The sequence below is a fragment of the Corallococcus sp. 4LFB genome (assembly GCF_046520365.1).
GTDB lineage: Bacteria > Myxococcota > Myxococcia > Myxococcales > Myxococcaceae > Corallococcus > Corallococcus caeni.
Genome location: NZ_JBKGHJ010000035.1, coordinates 12723 through 30633 on the forward strand (window position 1 = coordinate 12723; position 17911 = coordinate 30633).

At 69.7% G+C, this 17911-nt stretch carries 14 protein-coding genes and 1 pseudogene; 9 read left to right on the forward strand and 6 right to left on the reverse strand.

Going from position 1 to position 17911, the window contains the following annotated elements:
• Window positions 1-59: 59 nt before the first annotated feature.
• The 4 genes from ACLEQD_RS06380 to ACLEQD_RS06395 form a co-directional block, all read right to left on the reverse strand.
• Window positions 60-332 carry a hypothetical protein gene (locus ACLEQD_RS06380; protein ID WP_410382544.1) on the reverse strand — a complete coding sequence of 91 codons (273 nt, stop codon included), beginning with the start codon at window positions 330-332 and terminating at the stop codon, window positions 60-62.
• A gap of 286 nt (window positions 333-618) precedes the next feature.
• Window positions 619-1356, reverse strand: a complete 738-nt coding sequence (locus tag ACLEQD_RS06385) for a double-CXXCG motif protein (protein WP_410382546.1) — start codon at window positions 1354-1356, stop codon at window positions 619-621.
• Between the two features lie 138 nt (window positions 1357-1494).
• Window positions 1495-2049, reverse strand: coding sequence for a GNAT family N-acetyltransferase (locus ACLEQD_RS06390; protein ID WP_410382548.1), 555 nt, complete (start codon window positions 2047-2049; stop codon window positions 1495-1497).
• Window positions 2050-2079: 30 nt separating this feature from the next.
• Entirely contained in the window at window positions 2080-2439 is a 360-nt protein-coding gene (locus ACLEQD_RS06395) for a DUF1778 domain-containing protein (protein ID WP_410382550.1), read from the reverse strand.
• A gap of 365 nt (window positions 2440-2804) precedes the next feature.
• Here ACLEQD_RS06395 and ACLEQD_RS06400 point away from each other — a divergent pair, with 365 nt between their 5' ends.
• The 9 genes from ACLEQD_RS06400 to ACLEQD_RS06440 all read left to right on the forward strand — a co-directional run bounded on the left by ACLEQD_RS06400 (window position 2805) and on the right by ACLEQD_RS06440 (window position 14225).
• A complete protein-coding gene (locus ACLEQD_RS06400) occupies window positions 2805-7148 on the forward strand; it encodes a DEAD/DEAH box helicase (RefSeq protein WP_410382551.1) in 4344 nt (1447 codons plus the stop codon).
• Between the two features lie 90 nt (window positions 7149-7238).
• The gene (locus ACLEQD_RS06405; protein ID WP_410382553.1) at window positions 7239-7697 is read left to right on the forward strand and encodes a hypothetical protein; all 459 of its coding nucleotides are present in this window, start codon (window positions 7239-7241) and stop codon (window positions 7695-7697) included.
• A gap of 112 nt (window positions 7698-7809) precedes the next feature.
• A complete protein-coding gene (locus tag ACLEQD_RS06410) occupies window positions 7810-8325 on the forward strand; it encodes a hypothetical protein (protein WP_410382554.1) in 516 nt (171 codons plus the stop codon).
• A 16-nt stretch (window positions 8326-8341) separates the two neighbouring features.
• Window positions 8342-8725, forward strand: coding sequence for a hypothetical protein (locus tag ACLEQD_RS06415; protein ID WP_410382556.1), 384 nt, complete (start codon window positions 8342-8344; stop codon window positions 8723-8725).
• A 105-nt stretch (window positions 8726-8830) separates the two neighbouring features.
• Window positions 8831-9091: a hypothetical protein gene (locus ACLEQD_RS06420; RefSeq protein WP_410382557.1), complete on the forward strand. Its 261-nt coding sequence runs from the start codon at window positions 8831-8833 to the stop codon at window positions 9089-9091.
• A 112-nt stretch (window positions 9092-9203) separates the two neighbouring features.
• Window positions 9204-9719 carry a hypothetical protein gene (locus tag ACLEQD_RS06425; RefSeq protein ID WP_410382554.1) on the forward strand — a complete coding sequence of 172 codons (516 nt, stop codon included), beginning with the start codon at window positions 9204-9206 and terminating at the stop codon, window positions 9717-9719.
• Window positions 9720-9735: 16 nt separating this feature from the next.
• Window positions 9736-10119, forward strand: a complete 384-nt coding sequence (locus ACLEQD_RS06430) for a hypothetical protein (protein ID WP_410382556.1) — start codon at window positions 9736-9738, stop codon at window positions 10117-10119.
• A gap of 213 nt (window positions 10120-10332) precedes the next feature.
• Window positions 10333-11739, forward strand: a complete 1407-nt coding sequence (locus ACLEQD_RS06435) for an ammonium transporter (RefSeq protein ID WP_410382559.1) — start codon at window positions 10333-10335, stop codon at window positions 11737-11739.
• Between the two features lie 299 nt (window positions 11740-12038).
• The gene (locus ACLEQD_RS06440; RefSeq protein WP_410382561.1) at window positions 12039-14225 is read left to right on the forward strand and encodes a hypothetical protein; all 2187 of its coding nucleotides are present in this window, start codon (window positions 12039-12041) and stop codon (window positions 14223-14225) included.
• Window positions 14226-14238: 13 nt separating this feature from the next.
• Here ACLEQD_RS06440 and ACLEQD_RS06445 read toward each other — a convergent pair whose 3' ends face one another.
• Together ACLEQD_RS06445 and ACLEQD_RS06450 are read right to left on the reverse strand one after the other, a co-directional pair.
• The gene (locus ACLEQD_RS06445) at window positions 14239-15699 is read right to left on the reverse strand and encodes a glutamate synthase subunit beta (protein ID WP_410382563.1); all 1461 of its coding nucleotides are present in this window, start codon (window positions 15697-15699) and stop codon (window positions 14239-14241) included.
• Between the two features lie 3 nt (window positions 15700-15702).
• Window positions 15703-17911 (reverse strand): annotated as a pseudogene (locus ACLEQD_RS06450) (glutamate synthase-related protein); the annotation flags it as partial.

The following is a 17911-nucleotide window of genomic DNA, read 5'->3' on the forward strand; positions in this document are numbered from 1 at the left end:
GCTCCTTTTTGAACGGGCGCAGTGTGCCCCAGTTCCGGCGGTCGCGCCGCCCTGCTTCGTCAGGAGAACCCGCAGTAGCGGCTGAAGCCGCCATCATCGGTCCTGCACGCCGTGCCCGAGGGTGAGTCGGGGCAGGCGCAGACGTCGGGCGCGTCGCACTGGCTCGAGTCGGCGCAGGGCTGCTGGCAGGTGTCGGCGTCGATGTCGTGCGCATGTTCGTGGATGCAGACGCGCCCTTCCGGGCAGTCCGCGTTGGTGTCGCAACGGTGCGTGCCAGGGGTGCAGCCCGCGAGCGCCATCAGGACCGCGAGCCCGAAGAGACAACGCTTCATGTGAAGGCATCCTTTCCAGGAGTGGGGACGCGGCCTTTGTGCAGTCGAGATGCCAGGACGCCCCCACGGGGAGGGGCAGGCCGCACCACGGGGCGGACCGGGGCAGCGGTGTCACGGCGGCTCGGTTTTCTCCGGGGCTGGGCAGGCGCTTGACCTACGCCGTGCATGAACCCCTGGCTCACGACGCTCGCCATCGCGGCGGTTGTGGTGTTGTCACGGTTCGAGCCGCGGGCCTGGATGTTGGAGGCCGGCCGGACGGTCTGGCCTTCGCGGTCCAGCGCTGAACTCAGTGAATCGAGCCGGTGCGGGACTCCGGCGTCACACGTGCTTCGCGAAACATCACATCCGATGGGCCCAGGGCCTGGATTGCTTCGACGAAGCGTTCGTTGACGAAGGTGTACGTGGTCCCGTTCGTGGGGCGGAAGAGGTCCACGTCATGGGGGAGGGCATCTCCATCCAGCCAGGGCTCCGGCGAGATCCGCACCTCATACCATCCGCAGGTCGGGCACTGGGGGCCCGTCAGGACAGCGTCCCGGTGCAGAAGCCCGCGCACGGGAAGCTCCAACTCGTACAGCACGACCCCGGTATTGAGCCCCTGGAGCTCCGCGCGCACGGGAACGAGCCCCCGGATTCCCACGGCCCGGAGGTGTCGCAACGCCTCCTGCGTGACCAGCACCTCCCATCCGACACGAGCGCTCACGGGGCCCCAGCTTCCTCGTGACGTGCCTCGAAGCGGACCGAATTGCATGCCGGGTTCAGGGGACAGGCCGGATGGGAGGAACGGCTGCACATGGGACGCAAGACGCGCGTATTCCGCGTAGGGCTCGACCCGTGGTTCCTTCAGCAGATCCTGTTCGGACAACGAGGACAGATCGACGCTGGGAAGCGCGAACTGGCCACTCCAGGTCTCATGGCAGGTGGGGCACTCCACGCCGGGCAGGCTCCAGACGTGCTCGGCGGAAAGGCTGCCGCTCCAGTGTCGCGGAGTGGAAGGGGCCGGACGTTGGAGTTGGTAGAAGCGCATCGGCATCACGGCGGCGGAATGGGGGCAAGGTCGACGCCCTGCCAGTAGGTCATCGTAAGCCCGAAGAGGTCGAATCGCTGGATCCTCAGCGAGGTCTGCTCGAAGTGCATGGGCTTGGTGGCGCGTCCCCGGGTCCGTTCACGTCCCCGCGTAGGTTGCTCTCAAGTCCTCCATCCTCACGAAGTAGCGCTGGGGCCACGCTGTGGTCGCTGACCCTGCGCGGATGAGGACCGTGTAGTCATGCGCCTCGTAGAACGCCGCGGCGCGCGCGTTCTTCGCGTCCACGACGACGACGAGCCCTCCAATCTCCGCGTTGACGCGCAAGGCCCTGCGGTGGGCGTCATCGAGCAGGTGCTCCCCGATGCCCATGCCCTTGCACCGCTCGTCGCGAGCAAGGCGCCCGATGAGGATGGCGCGGATCGGATAGTCCGGAAGCCGCCGGGTGACGGGCGCGGGCAGGCTGCTGCGCTCCAGTTGGATCCAGGTGAGCGTGTAGAAGCCCAGCACGGACGGCAGGTCGGGCCGTTCGTCGGGACGGTGGAGGACCCAGGTCCGGTTCTCTTCGCGCCGTCCCTGCTGCGTGGCCTGTTGTTGGAAGTAGCGGCTGAGTGCCTCTTCCTCGCAGCGGAAGCCACTCGCGGCGTCCCTGCTGGTGATGGCCGTGAGCTCAGGAAACACGAGGGAGGCCGTCATGGCGGCGCCCCCCTTCTTCTTTCCGGAGCGTCAGCGGGCCTTCTTGCGCGCGAGCTTCCGCAGCCGGGGCAGGGGCTTCGCCGGCTTCTCCAACGCGTCCACGAGCCGGTCGAAATCACTGTCGGGTAGCACGATGTGGCCTTCCTCCCGAGCGTTCCACTCCAGCCGGGTGAGGGAGGGGGAGCTGTACTCCGCGAGCACCTGATGCTTCTCGTCCACGAACGCGACGCGGCGGCCCAGGCTCGCTTCGAGCACCGCCTTGGCGAAGAAGCCCAGGGCCTCCTTGATGACTTCTGTGTTGTCGATCTGGAGCTTGCTTCGAAGCTGTTCGAGTTGGGTTCCATAGGGCGCAGGAAGGGTTGCCTGCAGGCGGTAGGAGGAAGTCGTCATGGCGGGACTCCGTTGCCAACGGCTTGAGGGGAGCAGGAGCTTCTTCTGCGCACGGGCACGGATGCGTAGGTCCGTGCCCACCAAGAACTCAGTAGAAATCTACTGACGTCCCAGCTGCTTTCAATCTGCCATCAGGGGAATGCACGGAGTCAGGTGCCACCGGAAAGGCGACACCCCGGCAGGTGAACGCTGCCCGCCTGAGTGCCCTACGTCCTGCGTCCTGCTGGGGAGACGAAGCCGTCGCGAGGCAGGAGGTATACGCCGGGCCTCCGACATCCCCTCTCACCTGGGCGGTCGGAGACGGCACCCGGCGTCCGTTGACGCCGCGCTGTACCTGTGTTCAGGCTGGCTGCTGGGAGCCCGCCATGTCCCCTCAAATCGCCCTCGCCTTCACGTCGGAGTCCGCGGCCCATCCGGCGCTCGCCGCCTTCCACCCGGTGGTGCGGCGGTGGTTCGCCTCACGCCTGGGCGAGCCCACCCGGCCGCAGGTTGAAGGCTGGCCCCTCATCCACGCCGGCCACGACGTGCTCATCGCCGCGCCCACGGGCAGCGGCAAGACGCTCACGGCGTTCCTCGCCGCGCTGGACTCGCTGTTCCGCCTGGCGCTCGACGGCACGCTGCCGGACAACACGCGCGTCCTCTACGTGTCGCCCCTGAAGGCCCTGGGCAACGACGTGCAGAAGAACCTCCTCCAGCCGCTGGAGGAGCTGATGACCCTGGCGCGCGAGGAGGGCTACGAGCCCCAGCACCTGCGCGTGCAGGTGCGCACCGGCGACACGCCCGCCGCCGAGCGCGCGCAGATGGTGCGCCGCCCGCCGCACATCCTCATCACCACGCCGGAGTCCCTCTACCTCTACCTCACCGCCGAGCGCGCCCGCGCCACCCTGCGCCACGTGCGCACGGTCATCGTGGACGAAATCCACGCGCTCGCCCGCGACAAGCGCGGCAGCCACTTCGCGCTGTCCATGGAGCGCCTCAAGGCCCTCACCGACGTGCGCCCCCAGCTGCTGGGCCTGTCCGCCACGCAGAAGCCGCTGGACGCCATCGCGGGCTTCCTCACCGGCACCTCCCTCACCGAGTGCAAGCGCGTGGAGGTGGGCCACCAGCGCCCGTGGGACCTGAAGGTGGAGATCCCGGACGCGGAGCTGTCCTCCATCGCGAGCCACGAGATGTGGGGACAGGTCTACGACCGGCTCATCCAGCTCTCCAGCGAGCACCGCACCACGCTCGTCTTCGTCAACACGCGCAAGATGTCCGAGCGCGTGGCGCACGACCTGGGTGAGCGCCTGGGCCAGCAGTGGGTGGCCGCGCACCACGGCAGCATGTCCCGCGAGATGCGCCTGTCCGCCGAGGAGCGCCTCAAGGCCGGCCAGCTGCGCGTGATGGTGGCCACCGCGTCGCTGGAGCTGGGCATCGACGTGGGCAACGTGGACCTCGTCGTGCAGCTGGGCACCACCAAGGCCATCTCCGTGCTGCTCCAGCGCGTGGGCCGCGCGGGCCACCACAAGGCGGGCATCTCCAAGGGCATCCTCTTCGCGATGACGCGCGACGAGCTGGTGGAGTGCGTCGCGCTCCTCAACGCCGTGCGCGAGGGAGACCTGGACGCGGTCCGGATTCCGAAGAAGCCGCTGGACGTGCTGGCGCAGCAGATCGTCGCCGCGTGCGCGTGCGAGGAGTGGGACGAGCGCGCCCTCTTCAGCGTCTTCCAGCGCGCGTACCCGTACCAGGACCTCACCTGGGAGGAGTACCAGCAGGTGCTGGACATGCTGTCGGAGGGCGTCGCCGAGCGCCGCGGCCGGGGCAGCATCCACCTGCACCGCGACCGGGTGAACCAGCGGCTCAAGGGACGCCGGGGCGTGCGCATCACCGCGCTCACCAACGGCGGCGCCATCCCGGACACGTTCAGCTTCAGCGTCACCGCGCAGCCGGAGGGCAAGGTGGTGGGGACGCTCGACGAGGACTTCGCGGTGGAGTCCTCGCCGGGGGACATCTTCCTGCTGGGCAGCACCGCGTGGCGCATCCAGCGCGTGATGGGCAGCACGGTGATGGTGGAGGACGCGAGGGGCGCGCCGCCCAACGTGCCCTTCTGGCGCGGCGAGGCGCCGGGCCGCACGGACGAGCTGAGCCTCCAGGTGGGCCGGCTGCGCGAGGAGCTCTTGCGCCACGACGACCCGGCGGGCTTCCTGGAGAAGCTCCTGCGCGTGCCGCCGCCCGCGGTGGACGCGCTGCTGGGCTACCTGCGGCTGGGGAAGAAGATGCTGGGCGACGTGGTGCCCAGCCACACGCAGATCGTCGCCGAGCGCTTCTTCGACGAGGCGGGCGGCATGCAGCTCATCATCCACGCGCCGTTCGGCAGCCGCATCAACCGCGCGTGGGGCATGGCGCTGCGCAAGCGCTTCTGCCGCTCGTTCGACTTCGAGTTGCAGGCGGCGGCCACGGAGGACGGCATCCTCCTGAGCCTGGGGGAGCAGCACTCGTTCCCGCTGGCGGACATCTTCGACTTCCTGCACCCGGACAACGTGGAGGAGGTGCTGGTGCAGGCCATCCTCCAGGCGCCCATCTTTGGCACGCGCTTCCGGTGGGTGGCGTCGCGGGCGCTGACGCTGCACCGGATGATGGGGGGCAAGCGCGTGGCGCCGAACCTCCAGCGCGCGCGCAGCGAGGACCTGCTGGCGGCGGTGTTCCCCGCGCAGGTGGGCTGCCAGGACAACCACGGCGGCGGGGACGTGGAGCTGCCGGACCATCCGCTGGTGAAGCAGACGATGGACGACTGTCTGCGCGAGGCGATGGACATCGACGGGCTGCGCGAGGTGCTCCGGCGCATGAAGGACGGGCGCATCCAGCTGGTGGCACGCGACGTCCCGGAGCCGAGCGTCTTCGCGCACGCGCTCATCAACAGCCAGCCCTACACCTTCCTGGACGACGCGCCGGCCGAGGAGCGCCGCGTGCGCAACGTGGCCCTGCGCCGCGCGATGCCGGCCGAGGACGCGGCGGCGTTCGGCGCGCTGGACGCGAACGCCATCCGGCAGGTGGTGGAGGACGCCGCGCCGCCCATGCGCGACGAGGACGAGCTGCACGACGCGCTGTTGCAGCTCGTGCTGGTGCGCGCGTCGGAGGTCCCGCGAGGGCTGGAGGCGGGGCTGTTCAAGCAGGGCCGCGTGGCGTGGCTGGAGCGGCAGGGCGGGCGGTTCCTGGTGTCGGCGGAGCGGGGCAACGCGGTGCGCGCGCTCTTCCCGGACGCGGTGACGCAGCCGGTGTTGCCGGTGCTGGAGTACGACCGGCCGGTGGAGCGCGACGCGGCGGTGCTCCAGGTGGTGCGAGGCCGGATGGAGATGGTGGGGCCCACCACGGTGACGGAGCTGGCGCGGCTGACGCTGCTGGAGCCGGACGACATCAACCTGGCGCTGCACAACCTGGAGAGCCAGGGCAGCGTGCTGCGAGGCCAGTTCCGCGCGCAGGACGACGTGCCGGTGGCCCGGGACGCGGATGGCAGCCCGGTGCTGGAGTGGTGCGACCGGCGGCTGCTCCAGCGCATCCACCGGCTGACGGTGGGGCGGCTTCGGCGGGAGATTGAGCCGCTGAGCCCGCAGGACTTCATGCGCTTCCTCTTCCGGTGGCACCACCTGGAGGACGTGGACGCGCTGCGGGGCTCCACGGGGTTGCTCAAGGCGGTGCGGCTGCTGCAGGGGTACGAGGCGCCGGCCTCCGCGTGGGAGCGTTTCCTGTTGCCCGCGCGCATGCGGGGCTACACGCCGGACCTGATGGAGCGCGCGTGCTACGCGGGCGAGGTGGCGTGGGGGCGGGTGACGCTGAAGGATCCGCCGAAGCCCGCGGGGCCGCGCCGGGGTGCGCCGGTGGAGGCGCCGGAGCCGGTGGTGGCGAAGCGTTCGTCGCCCACGCGCAACGCGCCGTTGACGTTCACGGTGCGCGAGGACCTGGAGTGGATGCTGGCGGCGGCGCGTCCGCACGCGGTGCTGGCGGATGGAGGCGTGTGGACGCCGCCGGACCTGAGCGCGGCGGCGAAGGACGTGGTGGGCGTGCTGGAGCGGCGGGGCGCGTGCTTCTTCCAGGACCTGGTGACGCGGGCGCGGCGGCTGCCGGCGGAGGTGGAGGACGCGCTGTGGGAGCTGGTGGCGAAGGGGCTCGTCACGGCGGACGCGGTGCAGAACCTGCGCATCCTGCAGAGCCCGGCGCACCGCAAGCGCCAGAAGCTGCTCAACCGGGGAGGCCCGGGCCGCTGGAGCCTGCTGGCGCCGTCGGAGCCGAAGTCACAGGAGGAGGTGACGGAGTCGCTGGCGAAGCTGTTCCTCCAGCGCTACGGCATCGTCTGGCGCGACCTGGTGATGCGCGAGTCGCTGGCGCCCACGTGGCGCGACCTGCTGTTCGTCTACCGGCGCATGGAAGCGCGGGGAGAGCTACGAGGCGGGCGCTTCGTGTCGGGCTTCGTGGGTGAGCAGTTCGCGCTGCCCGAAGCGGTGGACATGGCGCGAGGCGTGCGGAGAGCGGCTCCGTCCGGCGTGCGCATCCAGCTGTCCGGAGTGGATCCACTGAACCTCACGGGCGTGGTGACGCCGGGGCCTCGTGTGGCCTCGCTGCCGAACAACGTCGTCACCTACGTGGATGGGATTCCGCAGGGCGTGGACGCGGTGGAAGAAGCGCCGGAGAACGAGGACGCGGAAGTCGATGGGCCGCTCGCGCAGGTGAACTGACTCCCCTCGCTGGAGTGGGACGCACGCGGTTTGATAGGCATCCGCGGTCACCTTGTCGCGGGACCGTGGATGCCAACGAACCTGTAATGGATGGTGTTGTTCGTGGCGCTGGGATGTTCGGCGCCGCATCCGGACATCCGTGTCCGCCAGCTCGCCAATGGCATGTACGAGGTCGAGGGACCCCTGGCGGGCTCCTTGAAGCAGAAGGCCGCATGGGCACCTCCCGAAGAGGCATCCGCCGTGGTGTTCCCGAACTCCTTCAAGGAAGGCGTTCACCTGGAGGGCCCCATGATGGCCGCCCTGGAGGTCGCGATGAACGAGTTCCTGCCTCCGGGCTCGGAGCTCCAGACCCAGGATCCCGACAAGCGCATGGCGCAGTGTCTTTCCAGGAGAAGCTCCTACGACACCCATGTCCTCCAGTCGGGAGACGACCTGTTCTTCGTGTGGTTCTCTCCGCAACCGTCGCGCTGTGGCTTGAACGAGCCCATCCTGGATGGAGGCGCCGTCTACGCGATCGACGGACAGGGACGCATCCTGGACAGGAGGTAGTGGCCAGGACGCGGAAGTCGATGGGCCGCTCGCGCAGGTGAACTGACCGGCGCAGGACAGGCGGCGGTCACGGCTTGAAGACGTTTGGGGGTCGGAGGTGGAGTCACTCCCCATGAACCCCAGCGTCCGGCACGCAGGCCCCGGTTCTTGCGCCGGGGCCTTCTTCGTCCTCGCGGTGATGATGGCCGCTGCTTGTGGACACACCCAGCGTCCCGAGCGGAAGACCTATGTCGTCTCCGAGGATGCTCGGGGCGTAGGGACAGCGGAAGGGCCCGGCACGGGAGGCTCTGGCGCTGAGGCCTACTGCGGGGAGGTGCAGAAGCAGTGCTTCCAGAAGTGCTGGAGACGGAAGCCTCCTATCACCAGCGTTCCGAAGCACTCAGCGATGCACCATGAGTACTGCACGAAGACATGCCGTGAAGAATTCATGAAGTGCGTTGAGGAGCAGGAGGCTCTGGAACGTCAGGCCGCCAGGCCGGAGCTGCGCTTCTCCTCCATGGCCGCAGCGTTGGATTGGCTCAGGGAGCACAAGGCTGAGGTGGCACTGGGAACTGTTGTCGTCGTCGCGGGCATGGCGTTCACGCTTGCGGTGGCGCCTGCGGGACTCTTGGTGCTGAGCCCCATCTGATTGAAAGGGCAGTGCCGTGAGCAAGACACCGGAAGTCAAAGTGACGGATGTCCTCGAAGTCCTGGGGGCCGCGATGGATCAGACATCGAAGGATTCTCGAGAGTGGAAGGCGTTTGAGACCGCCGCATTCTGCCTGCTTTACGTTCAGGAGCTCGGCAAGCTGAAGGATTTCGCGCAGTACTTTCAGGAGCGCCTCGACCCCAACTTCAAGATCAAGGTCGAACGGGACTTCCCGACCCGGGACGAAGCAGAGTCCTGGCTCAAAAGCGGTGACGCCGAGGATGGCATGCAGATCCGCATCGACGGCAAGGGCTTCCTCGTGGTCCGGCTCCCAGGGCGGCTCACCCTGATGAACAACCCGCTGCCGGAAGAACTGGGTACCGACGACTCCGAGGACTGAGCCGCGTTGGACCGCCTGCGCTGAAGTGGGACGCGTGCGGTTTGAGAGGCATCCGCCGTGGTTTTCCCGAACTCCTTCAAGGAAGGTGTTCACCTGGAGGGTCCCATGATGGCCGCCCTGGAGGTCGCGATGAACGAGTTCCTGCCTCCGGGCTCGGAGCTCCAGACCCAGGATCCCGACAAGCGCATGGCGCAGTGTCTTTCCAGGAGAAGCTCCTACGACACCCATGTCCTCCAGTCGGGAGACGACCTGTTCTTCGTGTGGTTCTCTCCGCAACCGTCGCGCTGTGGCTTGAACGAGCCCATCCTGGATGGAGGCGCCGTCTACGCGATCGACGGACAGGGACGCATCCTGGACAGGAGGTAGTGGCCAGGACGCGGAAGTCGATGGGCCGCTCGCGCAGGTGAACTGACCGGCGCAGGACAGGCGGCGGTCACGGCTTGAAGACGTTTGGGGGTCGGAGGTGGAGTCACTCCCCATGAACCCCAGCGTCCGGCACGCAGGCCCCGGTTCTTGCGCCGGGGCCTTCTTCGTCCTCGCGGTGATGATGGCCGCTGCTTGTGGACACACCCAGCGTCCCGAGCGGAAGACCTATGTCGTCTCCGAGGATGCTCGGGGCGTAGGGACAGCGGAAGGGCCCGGCACGGGAGGCTCTGGCGCTGAGGCCTACTGCGGGGAGGTGCAGAAGCAGTGCTTCCAGAAGTGCTGGAGACGGAAGCCTCCTATCACCAGCGTTCCGAAGCACTCAGCGATGCACCATGAGTACTGCACGAAGACATGCCGTGAAGAATTCATGAAGTGCGTTGAGGAGCAGGAGGCTCTGGAACGTCAGGCCGCCAGGCCGGAGCTGCGCTTCTCCTCCATGGCCGCAGCGTTGGATTGGCTCAGGGAGCACAAGGCTGAGGTGGCACTGGGAACTGTTGTCGTCGTCGCGGGCATGGCGTTCACGCTTGCGGTGGCGCCTGCGGGACTCTTGGTGCTGAGCCCCATCTGATTGAAAGGGCAGTGCCGTGAGCAAGACACCGGAAGTCAAAGTGACGGATGTCCTCGAAGTCCTGGGGGCCGCGATGGATCAGACATCGAAGGATTCTCGAGAGTGGAAGGCGTTTGAGACCGCCGCATTCTGCCTGCTTTACGTTCAGGAGCTCGGCAAGCTGAAGGATTTCGCGCAGTACTTTCAGGAGCGCCTCGACCCCAACTTCAAGATCAAGGTCGAACGGGACTTCCCGACCCGGGACGAAGCAGAGTCCTGGCTCAAAAGCGGTGACGCCGAGGATGGCATGCAGATCCGCATCGACGGCAAGGGCTTCCTCGTGGTCCGGCTCCCAGGGCGGCTCACCCTGATGAACAACCCGCTGCCGGAAGAACTGGGTACCGACGACTCCGAGGACTGACCTGGTCGGGCAGCTCCATGCACTGCGTCATGGGCGGGGAAGCCGCCGGGCGCTCGTCTGGGCGGTTGCTGCTGAAAGCACTGGTTGCCGAAGTTCTAGGTTTCGGACTTGAAAATTTAGCATTAATCCGAAGGAATCTAGTATCCGGTAGATTGAAATTAGCCTATCCCGGACCTACACTGCGTTGCGTCAGCTCTCTGGAGAGGTGCGGCGATGCAGAAGTGGATGGCGATGGTCCTGCTGGTGGGCGTGGCGGTGGCGGGCCTCCTGGTGGCCCCGGCGGTGCAGGTGAAGCAGGGCGGCCCCATCAACGCGGCGGACACCGCGTGGCTGCTCACCGCCACGGCGCTGGTGCTGCTGATGACGCCCGGCCTGTCGTTCTTCTACGGCGGCATGGTGCGGCTGAAGAACGTGGTCTCCACCCTGATGCAGAGCTTCATCGCCATGGCGGTCATCAGCGTGCTGTGGGTCGTCGTGGGCTTCAGCCTGTGCTTCGGCGACAGCTTCCACGGCCTCATCGGTGATCCGCGCACCTTCTTCATGTTCAGCGGCGTGGGCGGTGAGACGCACCCGGACCTGGCGCCCACCGTGCCGCTGCTCCTCTTCGCGCTCTTCCAGCTCAAGTTCGCCATCATCACCCCGGCGCTCATCACCGGCGCGTTCGCGGAGCGCGTGCGCTTCAAGGCGTACCTGCTCTTCATGGTGCTCTTCAGCGTCTTCATCTACGCGCCGCTCGCGCACTGGACGTGGCACCCGGAGGGCTTCCTGCGCCAGTGGGGCGTGCTCGACTTCGCGGGCGGCACCGTGGTGCACATGTCCGCGGGCCTCGCCGCGCTCGCGGGCGCCATCGTCCTGGGCCGCCGCCAGGTGCACCTGACGCACGCCACGCACGCGCCCGCCAACGTGCCCTTCGTGATGCTCGGCACCGGCATGCTGTGGTTCGGGTGGTTCGGCTTCAACGCGGGCTCCGCGCTGTCCGCCTCGTCGCTGGCCACGCTGGCCTTCGCCACCACCAACACGGCCTCCGCCGCCGCGATGCTCGGGTGGATCGCCTTTGACTGGCTGCGCGGCCGCAAGCCCAGCGCCATGGGCGCCTGCGTGGGCGCGGTGGTGGGCCTGGTCGCCGTCACGCCCGCCGCGGGCTTCATCACCGTGGGGCAGAGCATCCTGGTGGGCCTCGTCGCCAGCTTCGTCAGCAACGCCGCCGTGCACTTCAAGAGCCGCACCGCGCTGGACGACACGCTCGACGTGTTCCCCTGCCACGGCCTGGGCGGCATGGTCGGCATGCTCCTCACCGGCGTGCTCGCCAAGGACGTGGGCCTCCTCTACGGCACCACGCGCACCTTCCTCATGCACCTGCTGGCGCTGGTCGTCGTGTCCGTCTTCTCCTTCGTGGGCTCGTACCTCCTCTACAAGCTCGTGGACCGCATCGTCCCGCTGCGCGTCACCCCCGCGCAGGAGGAAGAGGGCCTGGACCTGAGCCAGCACGGAGAGACCGTGGGCGAGGTCCCCACCGTGGCGCTCGCCGTGCCCGCGCCGCCCGCGCCCGCCGCGAGCACGTCCACCGCGACGGCCACCGCCCCGGAGCACGCCGTCCCCTCGGAGCCCGTGCCCGCGTAGCGGCATCCTCCCGGTCACTCCGGTGGTCACGGGGCCCCTCGCTTCACGCGGGTGGGCCCCGGGCTGCTTTGGGGCTCCAGGCGTGCGGGCCCCGCGGGCCGGAACCTGTCGGGAAGGGGATGGGCGGAGCCCCTGCTGATCATTCGCGCGGGCAGCTCCCTGTCCGGGCCCCGACTCGGGCCTGCCATGCAGCGGACGTCTGGACATGCGCGAGCGCCCGCGGCGTTGAGCCAATGCCTGCCATGGATGGAAAAGGCAGGCTTCGCCGGGGGGACTGCATGTTTCGGAAGTGCAAGGACTTGAGAATCGCCTTCTTGGGAGCGGTGCTGGCGGTCAGCGGATGCGCGAAGGAGCCGTCGCCCGCGCAGGAGCCGCCGGTGCGGGACACCCAGGATGACGCGCAAGCCGGCCCGGGGGGCACCGTCTCCAGCATCGGCGAGCTGCCCTTCGTGTCGGGCCTGTCCGTCGCCAGAATCTTCGCCCAGAAGCTGGAGAAGCCCACGCCGCTGGGGGAGACGACGGCGGTGCACGTGAAGCTGCCGCCTCCGGCCAACCGGGTGCTCGCGGACAGCCTGGTGCGCGTGGTGGGGGACCCGGACCGTCCCACGGTCCTGTTCCGCTCCGACACGCTGGCCCGGCTGGGCAGGATTCCCGCGAGCCCTGGCCCGGAGTTCTTCACCCTCTTCTCGCAGCTGCCGGACACGGAGGTGCAGCGCCGCGAGGAGAACGAGCGCCGGCTGGCGTCGGGCGAGTTCGGCATGCCCACCCGGGAGACCGTCCTGTTCAACGGCCGCCACCCGGCTGCCCGTTACGAGGGGCTCCCCGTGGACGCCGACGCCTTCGGGCAGGGCGCGCTGACGCCGTTCACGAGCTGCCCCCAGATACCAGCCTCCACCCAGGCCCAGTGGGAGCGGACGCTGATGATCCGCGACCCGGCCGTGGTGCTCGACCCCGCGCGCACGTGGGACCCGTGCACCGGCGCGGGAACGAAGGGCGGGGTGTGGACCTTCGCGCACCTCATGCGGGAGATGGCCCACGGGTCCGGTTCGCGCCCGGAGGCCTTCGTGCTGAACTGGCTGTCGCTCTGGCTCAATGACTTCCAGTCCAACGGCGACACGGTGCCCGCGCGCCGCAAGATGTATGACGAGGTGATTGCCCCCTGGGCCGCCGCCAGCGGCGCGTCCTCGTCCCTCCAGCTCAACGCCTCCACGGGCCGCTGGGAGGTGATGCTCAGCAGGCCGCTGGACCTGGACATCGCGCCCTTCCGGCTGCTCGCCATCGTCAACCGCATCGACCTGGGCGGCACCGAGGACGACTCCGGCCGGCCGTCCGACCCGGGCGAGCTGCGCTTCCTCTTCGGGCTGACGCGCCCCTCCCCCTGGGGAAACGGCGGCACGGAGGCGACCTGCAACCTCAAGCCGTTCACCGTCATCTTCGAGTACGGCGTGCCGGGCGAGGGGTGCCCGGCGGTCATCGGCTGGGCGCGGCAGTGGGCCGGGCTGGGGAGCTACGCCACCTTCAACCCGGCCTACCGCGCGCGGCTGGCCTTGATGACGGAGAGCGTCGTCCACCGGGGCCGCGCTCCGGGCAAGGGCAACGGGAACGCGCTGAACCAGCTCCGCACCAACGAGGTCGCCCTGGGGTTTCCCTGGGAGCTGCGGGAGTTCCGGCTGGTGGATCAGCACCCCGTCACCGGCAAGGACAAGCCCTCCAACGGGTGTCTGCGCGTCCACACGATGGCGCTGACGCCCGATGACGCGACCCACGACTTCCGGACGGACCCCGACGTGGACGCCTTCGTGCGCACGACCGTGAAGAACGGCGTCGAGCCGCCGGTGACGGTGCCCACCTGGTGCTTCGCGAACTTCGTCGTGCCGCGCACGCTCAACGGCAGGCCCTTCCTGGGCGCCAACGCGCAGGTGGCTCCGCCCACGCACTGGGCGGCGCTCAACGTGGTGCCCACCGACGCCACGGAGGTCTGCGCGCGGAAGGAGTTCTCCGCCAACACCTGCAATGGCTGTCACTTCAAGGACACGGGCACCAATGACTTCTCCGGCGTGGACAACCTCGCCTTCACGCACGTCAGCCCCACGTCGGGCATCCCGGCCCGGCAGTCGAAGTTCCTGACGGGTGGGGGCAGCGGCTTCATGTTCGTCGTGCCGGACGCCCAGTTCGGGGCCGCGGTGACGTCGTGGCCCTTCGCGGACCTGCTGCGCCGGCACCAGCGGCTCCAGGAGCTGGCGGGCTGCACCTCGTGCGGATGGTTCATGGACCTGGACGCGGGCTACCTGTCCCGGATGGAGGCGCTCGCCGGGAGCGTGCCCCTGGACCTGCCGTCCGGCTCACCGGCCCCGGCGCTGACGGTGGGCCCCATCCGCGACGTCGAGGTGGTGAAGCAGCTGCTGGAGATGCGCCCCGGCTTCAGGACGCGGCTGCGGGAGCGGCGGCTCGACTTCCTCCTGCCTCCCGCGGCCCGCGTCCACTGACGGGGCGCGGCCCCTAGAACGCGCAGTCCTGGCCGCGCGTGGGCAGGGCGGAGGCGGTGCCGGACAGCCAGGAGTCCAGCGCGCGCGCCGCCTCGCGGCCGTCCGCGAGCGCCCAGACGATGAGGCTCGCGCCCCGGCTGGCGTCACCCGCGCAGTACACGCCCGGCGCGGAGGTGGCGAACTTCGCGTCCACCCGCACCGTGCCGCGCGGCGACAGCGTCACGCCCAGCTCCTCCGCCAGCCGGTCCGTCTTCGGGCCGGTGAAGCCCATGGCCAGCACCAGCAGGTCCACCTCGAACACCTGCTCGGAGCCCGGCACCTCCACCAGCCTGGGCGCGCCGCCCGGCTCGCGCTGCACCTCCACGCGCACCGCGTGCAGCCGCTTGAGCTGGCCGGCCACGCCCTCCAGCCGCTTCGTCATCATCGCGAAGGCGCGCTCTCCACCTTCCTCCTGGCTGGAGGACGTGCGGAACACCAGCGGCCAGCGCGGCCACGGGTTCTCCTTCGCGCGCACCTGCGGCGGCGCGGGGAAGAGCTCCACCTGCATCACGTTCGCCGCGCCCTGTCGCAGCGCCGTGCCCAGGCAGTCCGAGCCCGTGTCGCCGCCACCCAGGATGATGACGCGCTTGCCTTGCGCCTCCAGGCGCGCGTCCGGCTGTGCTCCCGCCGTCACCACCTGGTTCTGGTGCTCCAGGTAGTCCATGGCCTGCACCACGCCGGACAGCTCGCGGCCCGGCACGTCCAGCTCGCGGGCCTTGCGCGCGCCCAGGGCCAGCACCACGCCGTCATACTGCTCGCGCAGCGCGCGCCAGCCCGGAGCCGCCGCCACGTCCTCGCCGACGCGGAAGACGATGCCCTCCGCCTCCATCAGCGCGATGCGGCGGTCCAGCACCGCCTTCTCCAGCTTGAAGTCCGGGATGCCGTAGCGCAGCAGTCCTCCGGCGCGAGCGTCCTTCTCGTACACCGTCACGCTGTGCCCGGCCGCGTTGAGCTGCGCCGCCGCCGCGAGCCCCGCGGGGCCGGAGCCCACCACGGCCACGCGCTTGCCCGTGCGCCGCGCGGGAGGCTTCGCCTTCACCCAGCCCTCCGCGAAGGCGCGCTCTGAAATCTCCTTCTCCATCTGCTCGATGGTGACGGCGTCCCGGTCGATGGCCAGCACGCACGCGGCCTCGCACGGCGCGGGGCACAGCCGGCCGGTGAACTCCGGGAAGGTGTTGGTGCGGCTGAGCACCTGGTACGCCTCCTTCCACTGGCCCCGGTACACCGCGTCGTTGAAGTCCGGGATGAGGTTCCCCAGCGGACAGCCCTGGTGGCAGAAGGGGATGCCGCAGTCCATGCAGCGCCCCGCCTGCCGCTTCGCCTCGTCCGGCGCCAGCGGCAGCTGCAGCTCCCGCCAGTCCTCCAGGCGCTCCGCCTTGTCCCGCTTGGGTGCGGGGACGCGCGGCCACTCCATGAAACCCGTGGGCTTGCCCATCGCTCAAGCCCCCCCGCCGACGACGTGGAGCTGCTGCACGCCCGCGGCCGGTGGCGGCCTGCGCGCCGCCCTGCGCGCCTGGAGCACCCGCTTGTAGTCGGAGGGCATCACCTTCATGAACTGCGGCACCATCAGCTCCCAGTTGTCCAAGACCCGCCGCGCCAGCGCGCTGCCGGTGTGGTGCAGGTGGCGTTCAATCATCCCGTGCACGAGCCAGATTTCGGACTCGTCCACCAGCGACTCCAGCTCCACCATCTCCAGGTTGCAGCGCTCGCGGAAGGTGCGCTCGCGGTCCAGCACGTACGCGGTGCCGCCGCTCATGCCGGCCGCGAAGTTGCGGCCCGTCTGGCCCAGCACCACCACCACGCCGCCCGTCATGTACTCGCAGCCGTGGTCGCCCACGCCCTCCACCACCGCCTGCGCGCCGCTGTTGCGCACCGCGAAGCGCTCGCCCGCGAGCCCCCGCAGGTACACCTCGCCGCCCGTGGCGCCGTAGAGCCCCGTGTTGCCCACCAGCACGTTCTCCTCGGGCGTGAAGCGGCTGCCCTCCGGCGGGTAGACGATGATGCGTCCGCCGGACAGCCCCTTGCCCAGGTAGTCGTTGGTGTCGCCCTCCAATTCCAGCGTCACGCCCGACGCGAGGAACGCGCCGAAGCTCTGGCCCGCGGAGCCCTTCAGCTTCACCCGCAGCTTGCCGTCCGGCAGCCCCTGCGCGCCGTGGCGGCGGGCAATCTCGCCGGACAGCATGGCGCCCACCGCGCGGTGCGTGTTCGCCACCGGCAAGGACAGCATCAGCGGCGGCCGCCCGCGAGCACGGACTGCGCCTTCTCCAGCAGCTCGTGGTCCAGGTGGTCCGACACGTCCTTGCGGTGCGGCGTCTGGCAGTGGCGCGGCTCGGCGGCCGGCGCGGCTGGCGCGGCGAGCAGCGAGGACAGGTCCACCCTGCGCGCCTTCCAGTGGTCCACCGCCGCGCGCTGGCGCAGCAGGTCCACACGGCCCACCAGTTCATCCAGCGTGCGCGCGCCCAGCTTCGCCATGTGCCGGCGCAGGTCCTCCGCCAGCAGCAGGAAGAAGCTCACCACGTTCTCCGGCGTGCCCTGGTAGCGCTCGCGCAAGGCCGGGTCCTGCGTGGCGATGCCCGCCGAGCAGGTGTTGAGGTGGCACTTGCGCAGCATGATGCAGCCCACGGACACGAGGCTCGCCGTGGCCAGGCCGAACTCCTCCGCGCCCAGGAGCGCCGCCACCAGCACGTCGCGCGCGGTGCGCAGGCCGCCGTCCACCTGCACGCGGATGCGCGAGCGCAGGCCGTTGTGCACCAGCACCTGCTGCGTCTCCGCCAGCCCCAGCTCCCACGGCAGCCCCGCGTGCTGGAGGCTGGAGAGGGGCGAGGCGCCCGTGCCGCCCTCGTAGCCCGCCACCACCACGCAGCCCGCGCCCGCCTTCGCGACGCCCGCGGCGATGGTGCCCACGCCCACCTCGCTCACCAGCTTCACGCTCACGCGCGCCTTCGCGTTGACGGACTGGAGGTCGTAGATGAGCTGCGCCAGGTCCTCGATGGAGTAGATGTCGTGGTGCGGCGGCGGGGAGATGAGCGTCACGCCCGGCGTGCTCCAGCGCACGCGGGCGATTCTTTCATCCACCTTGTGGCCCGGCAGCTGGCCGCCCTCGCCGGGCTTGGCGCCCTGGGCCATCTTGATTTGAAGCTCGTCCGCGTTGACCAGGTACTCGGCGGTGACGCCGAAGCGCGCGCTGGCCACCTGCTTGATGGCGCTGCGGCGCGAGTCGCCGTTCGCGTCCTTCGTGTAGCGGCGGGCCTCCTCGCCGCCCTCGCCGCTGTTGGACTTGCCGCCCAGCCGGTTCATCGCGATGGCCAGCGTCTCGTGCGCCTCCGCGCTGATGGACCCGAAGGACATGGCGCCGGTGACGAACCGCCGCGCCAGCTCCAGCGCGGGCTCCACCTCCTCCAGCGGCACCGGCGTGCAGCCGTCCGTCACCACGTCCAGGAGGCCGCGCAGGTTGCTGTGCTCGCGCGTCTCGTCGTCCGCCAGCTGGGAGTACTCCTGGAACCGCGCCGCGTCGTTCGCGCGCACCGCCTCCTGGAGCTTCGCCACGGTGGCGGGGTTCCACTTGTGCCGCTCGCCCTGCCGGCGCCAGCGGAACTGCCCGCCCACCGGCAGCAGGGCCTCCTCGCCGTCCGCCCCGGCGCCGAAGC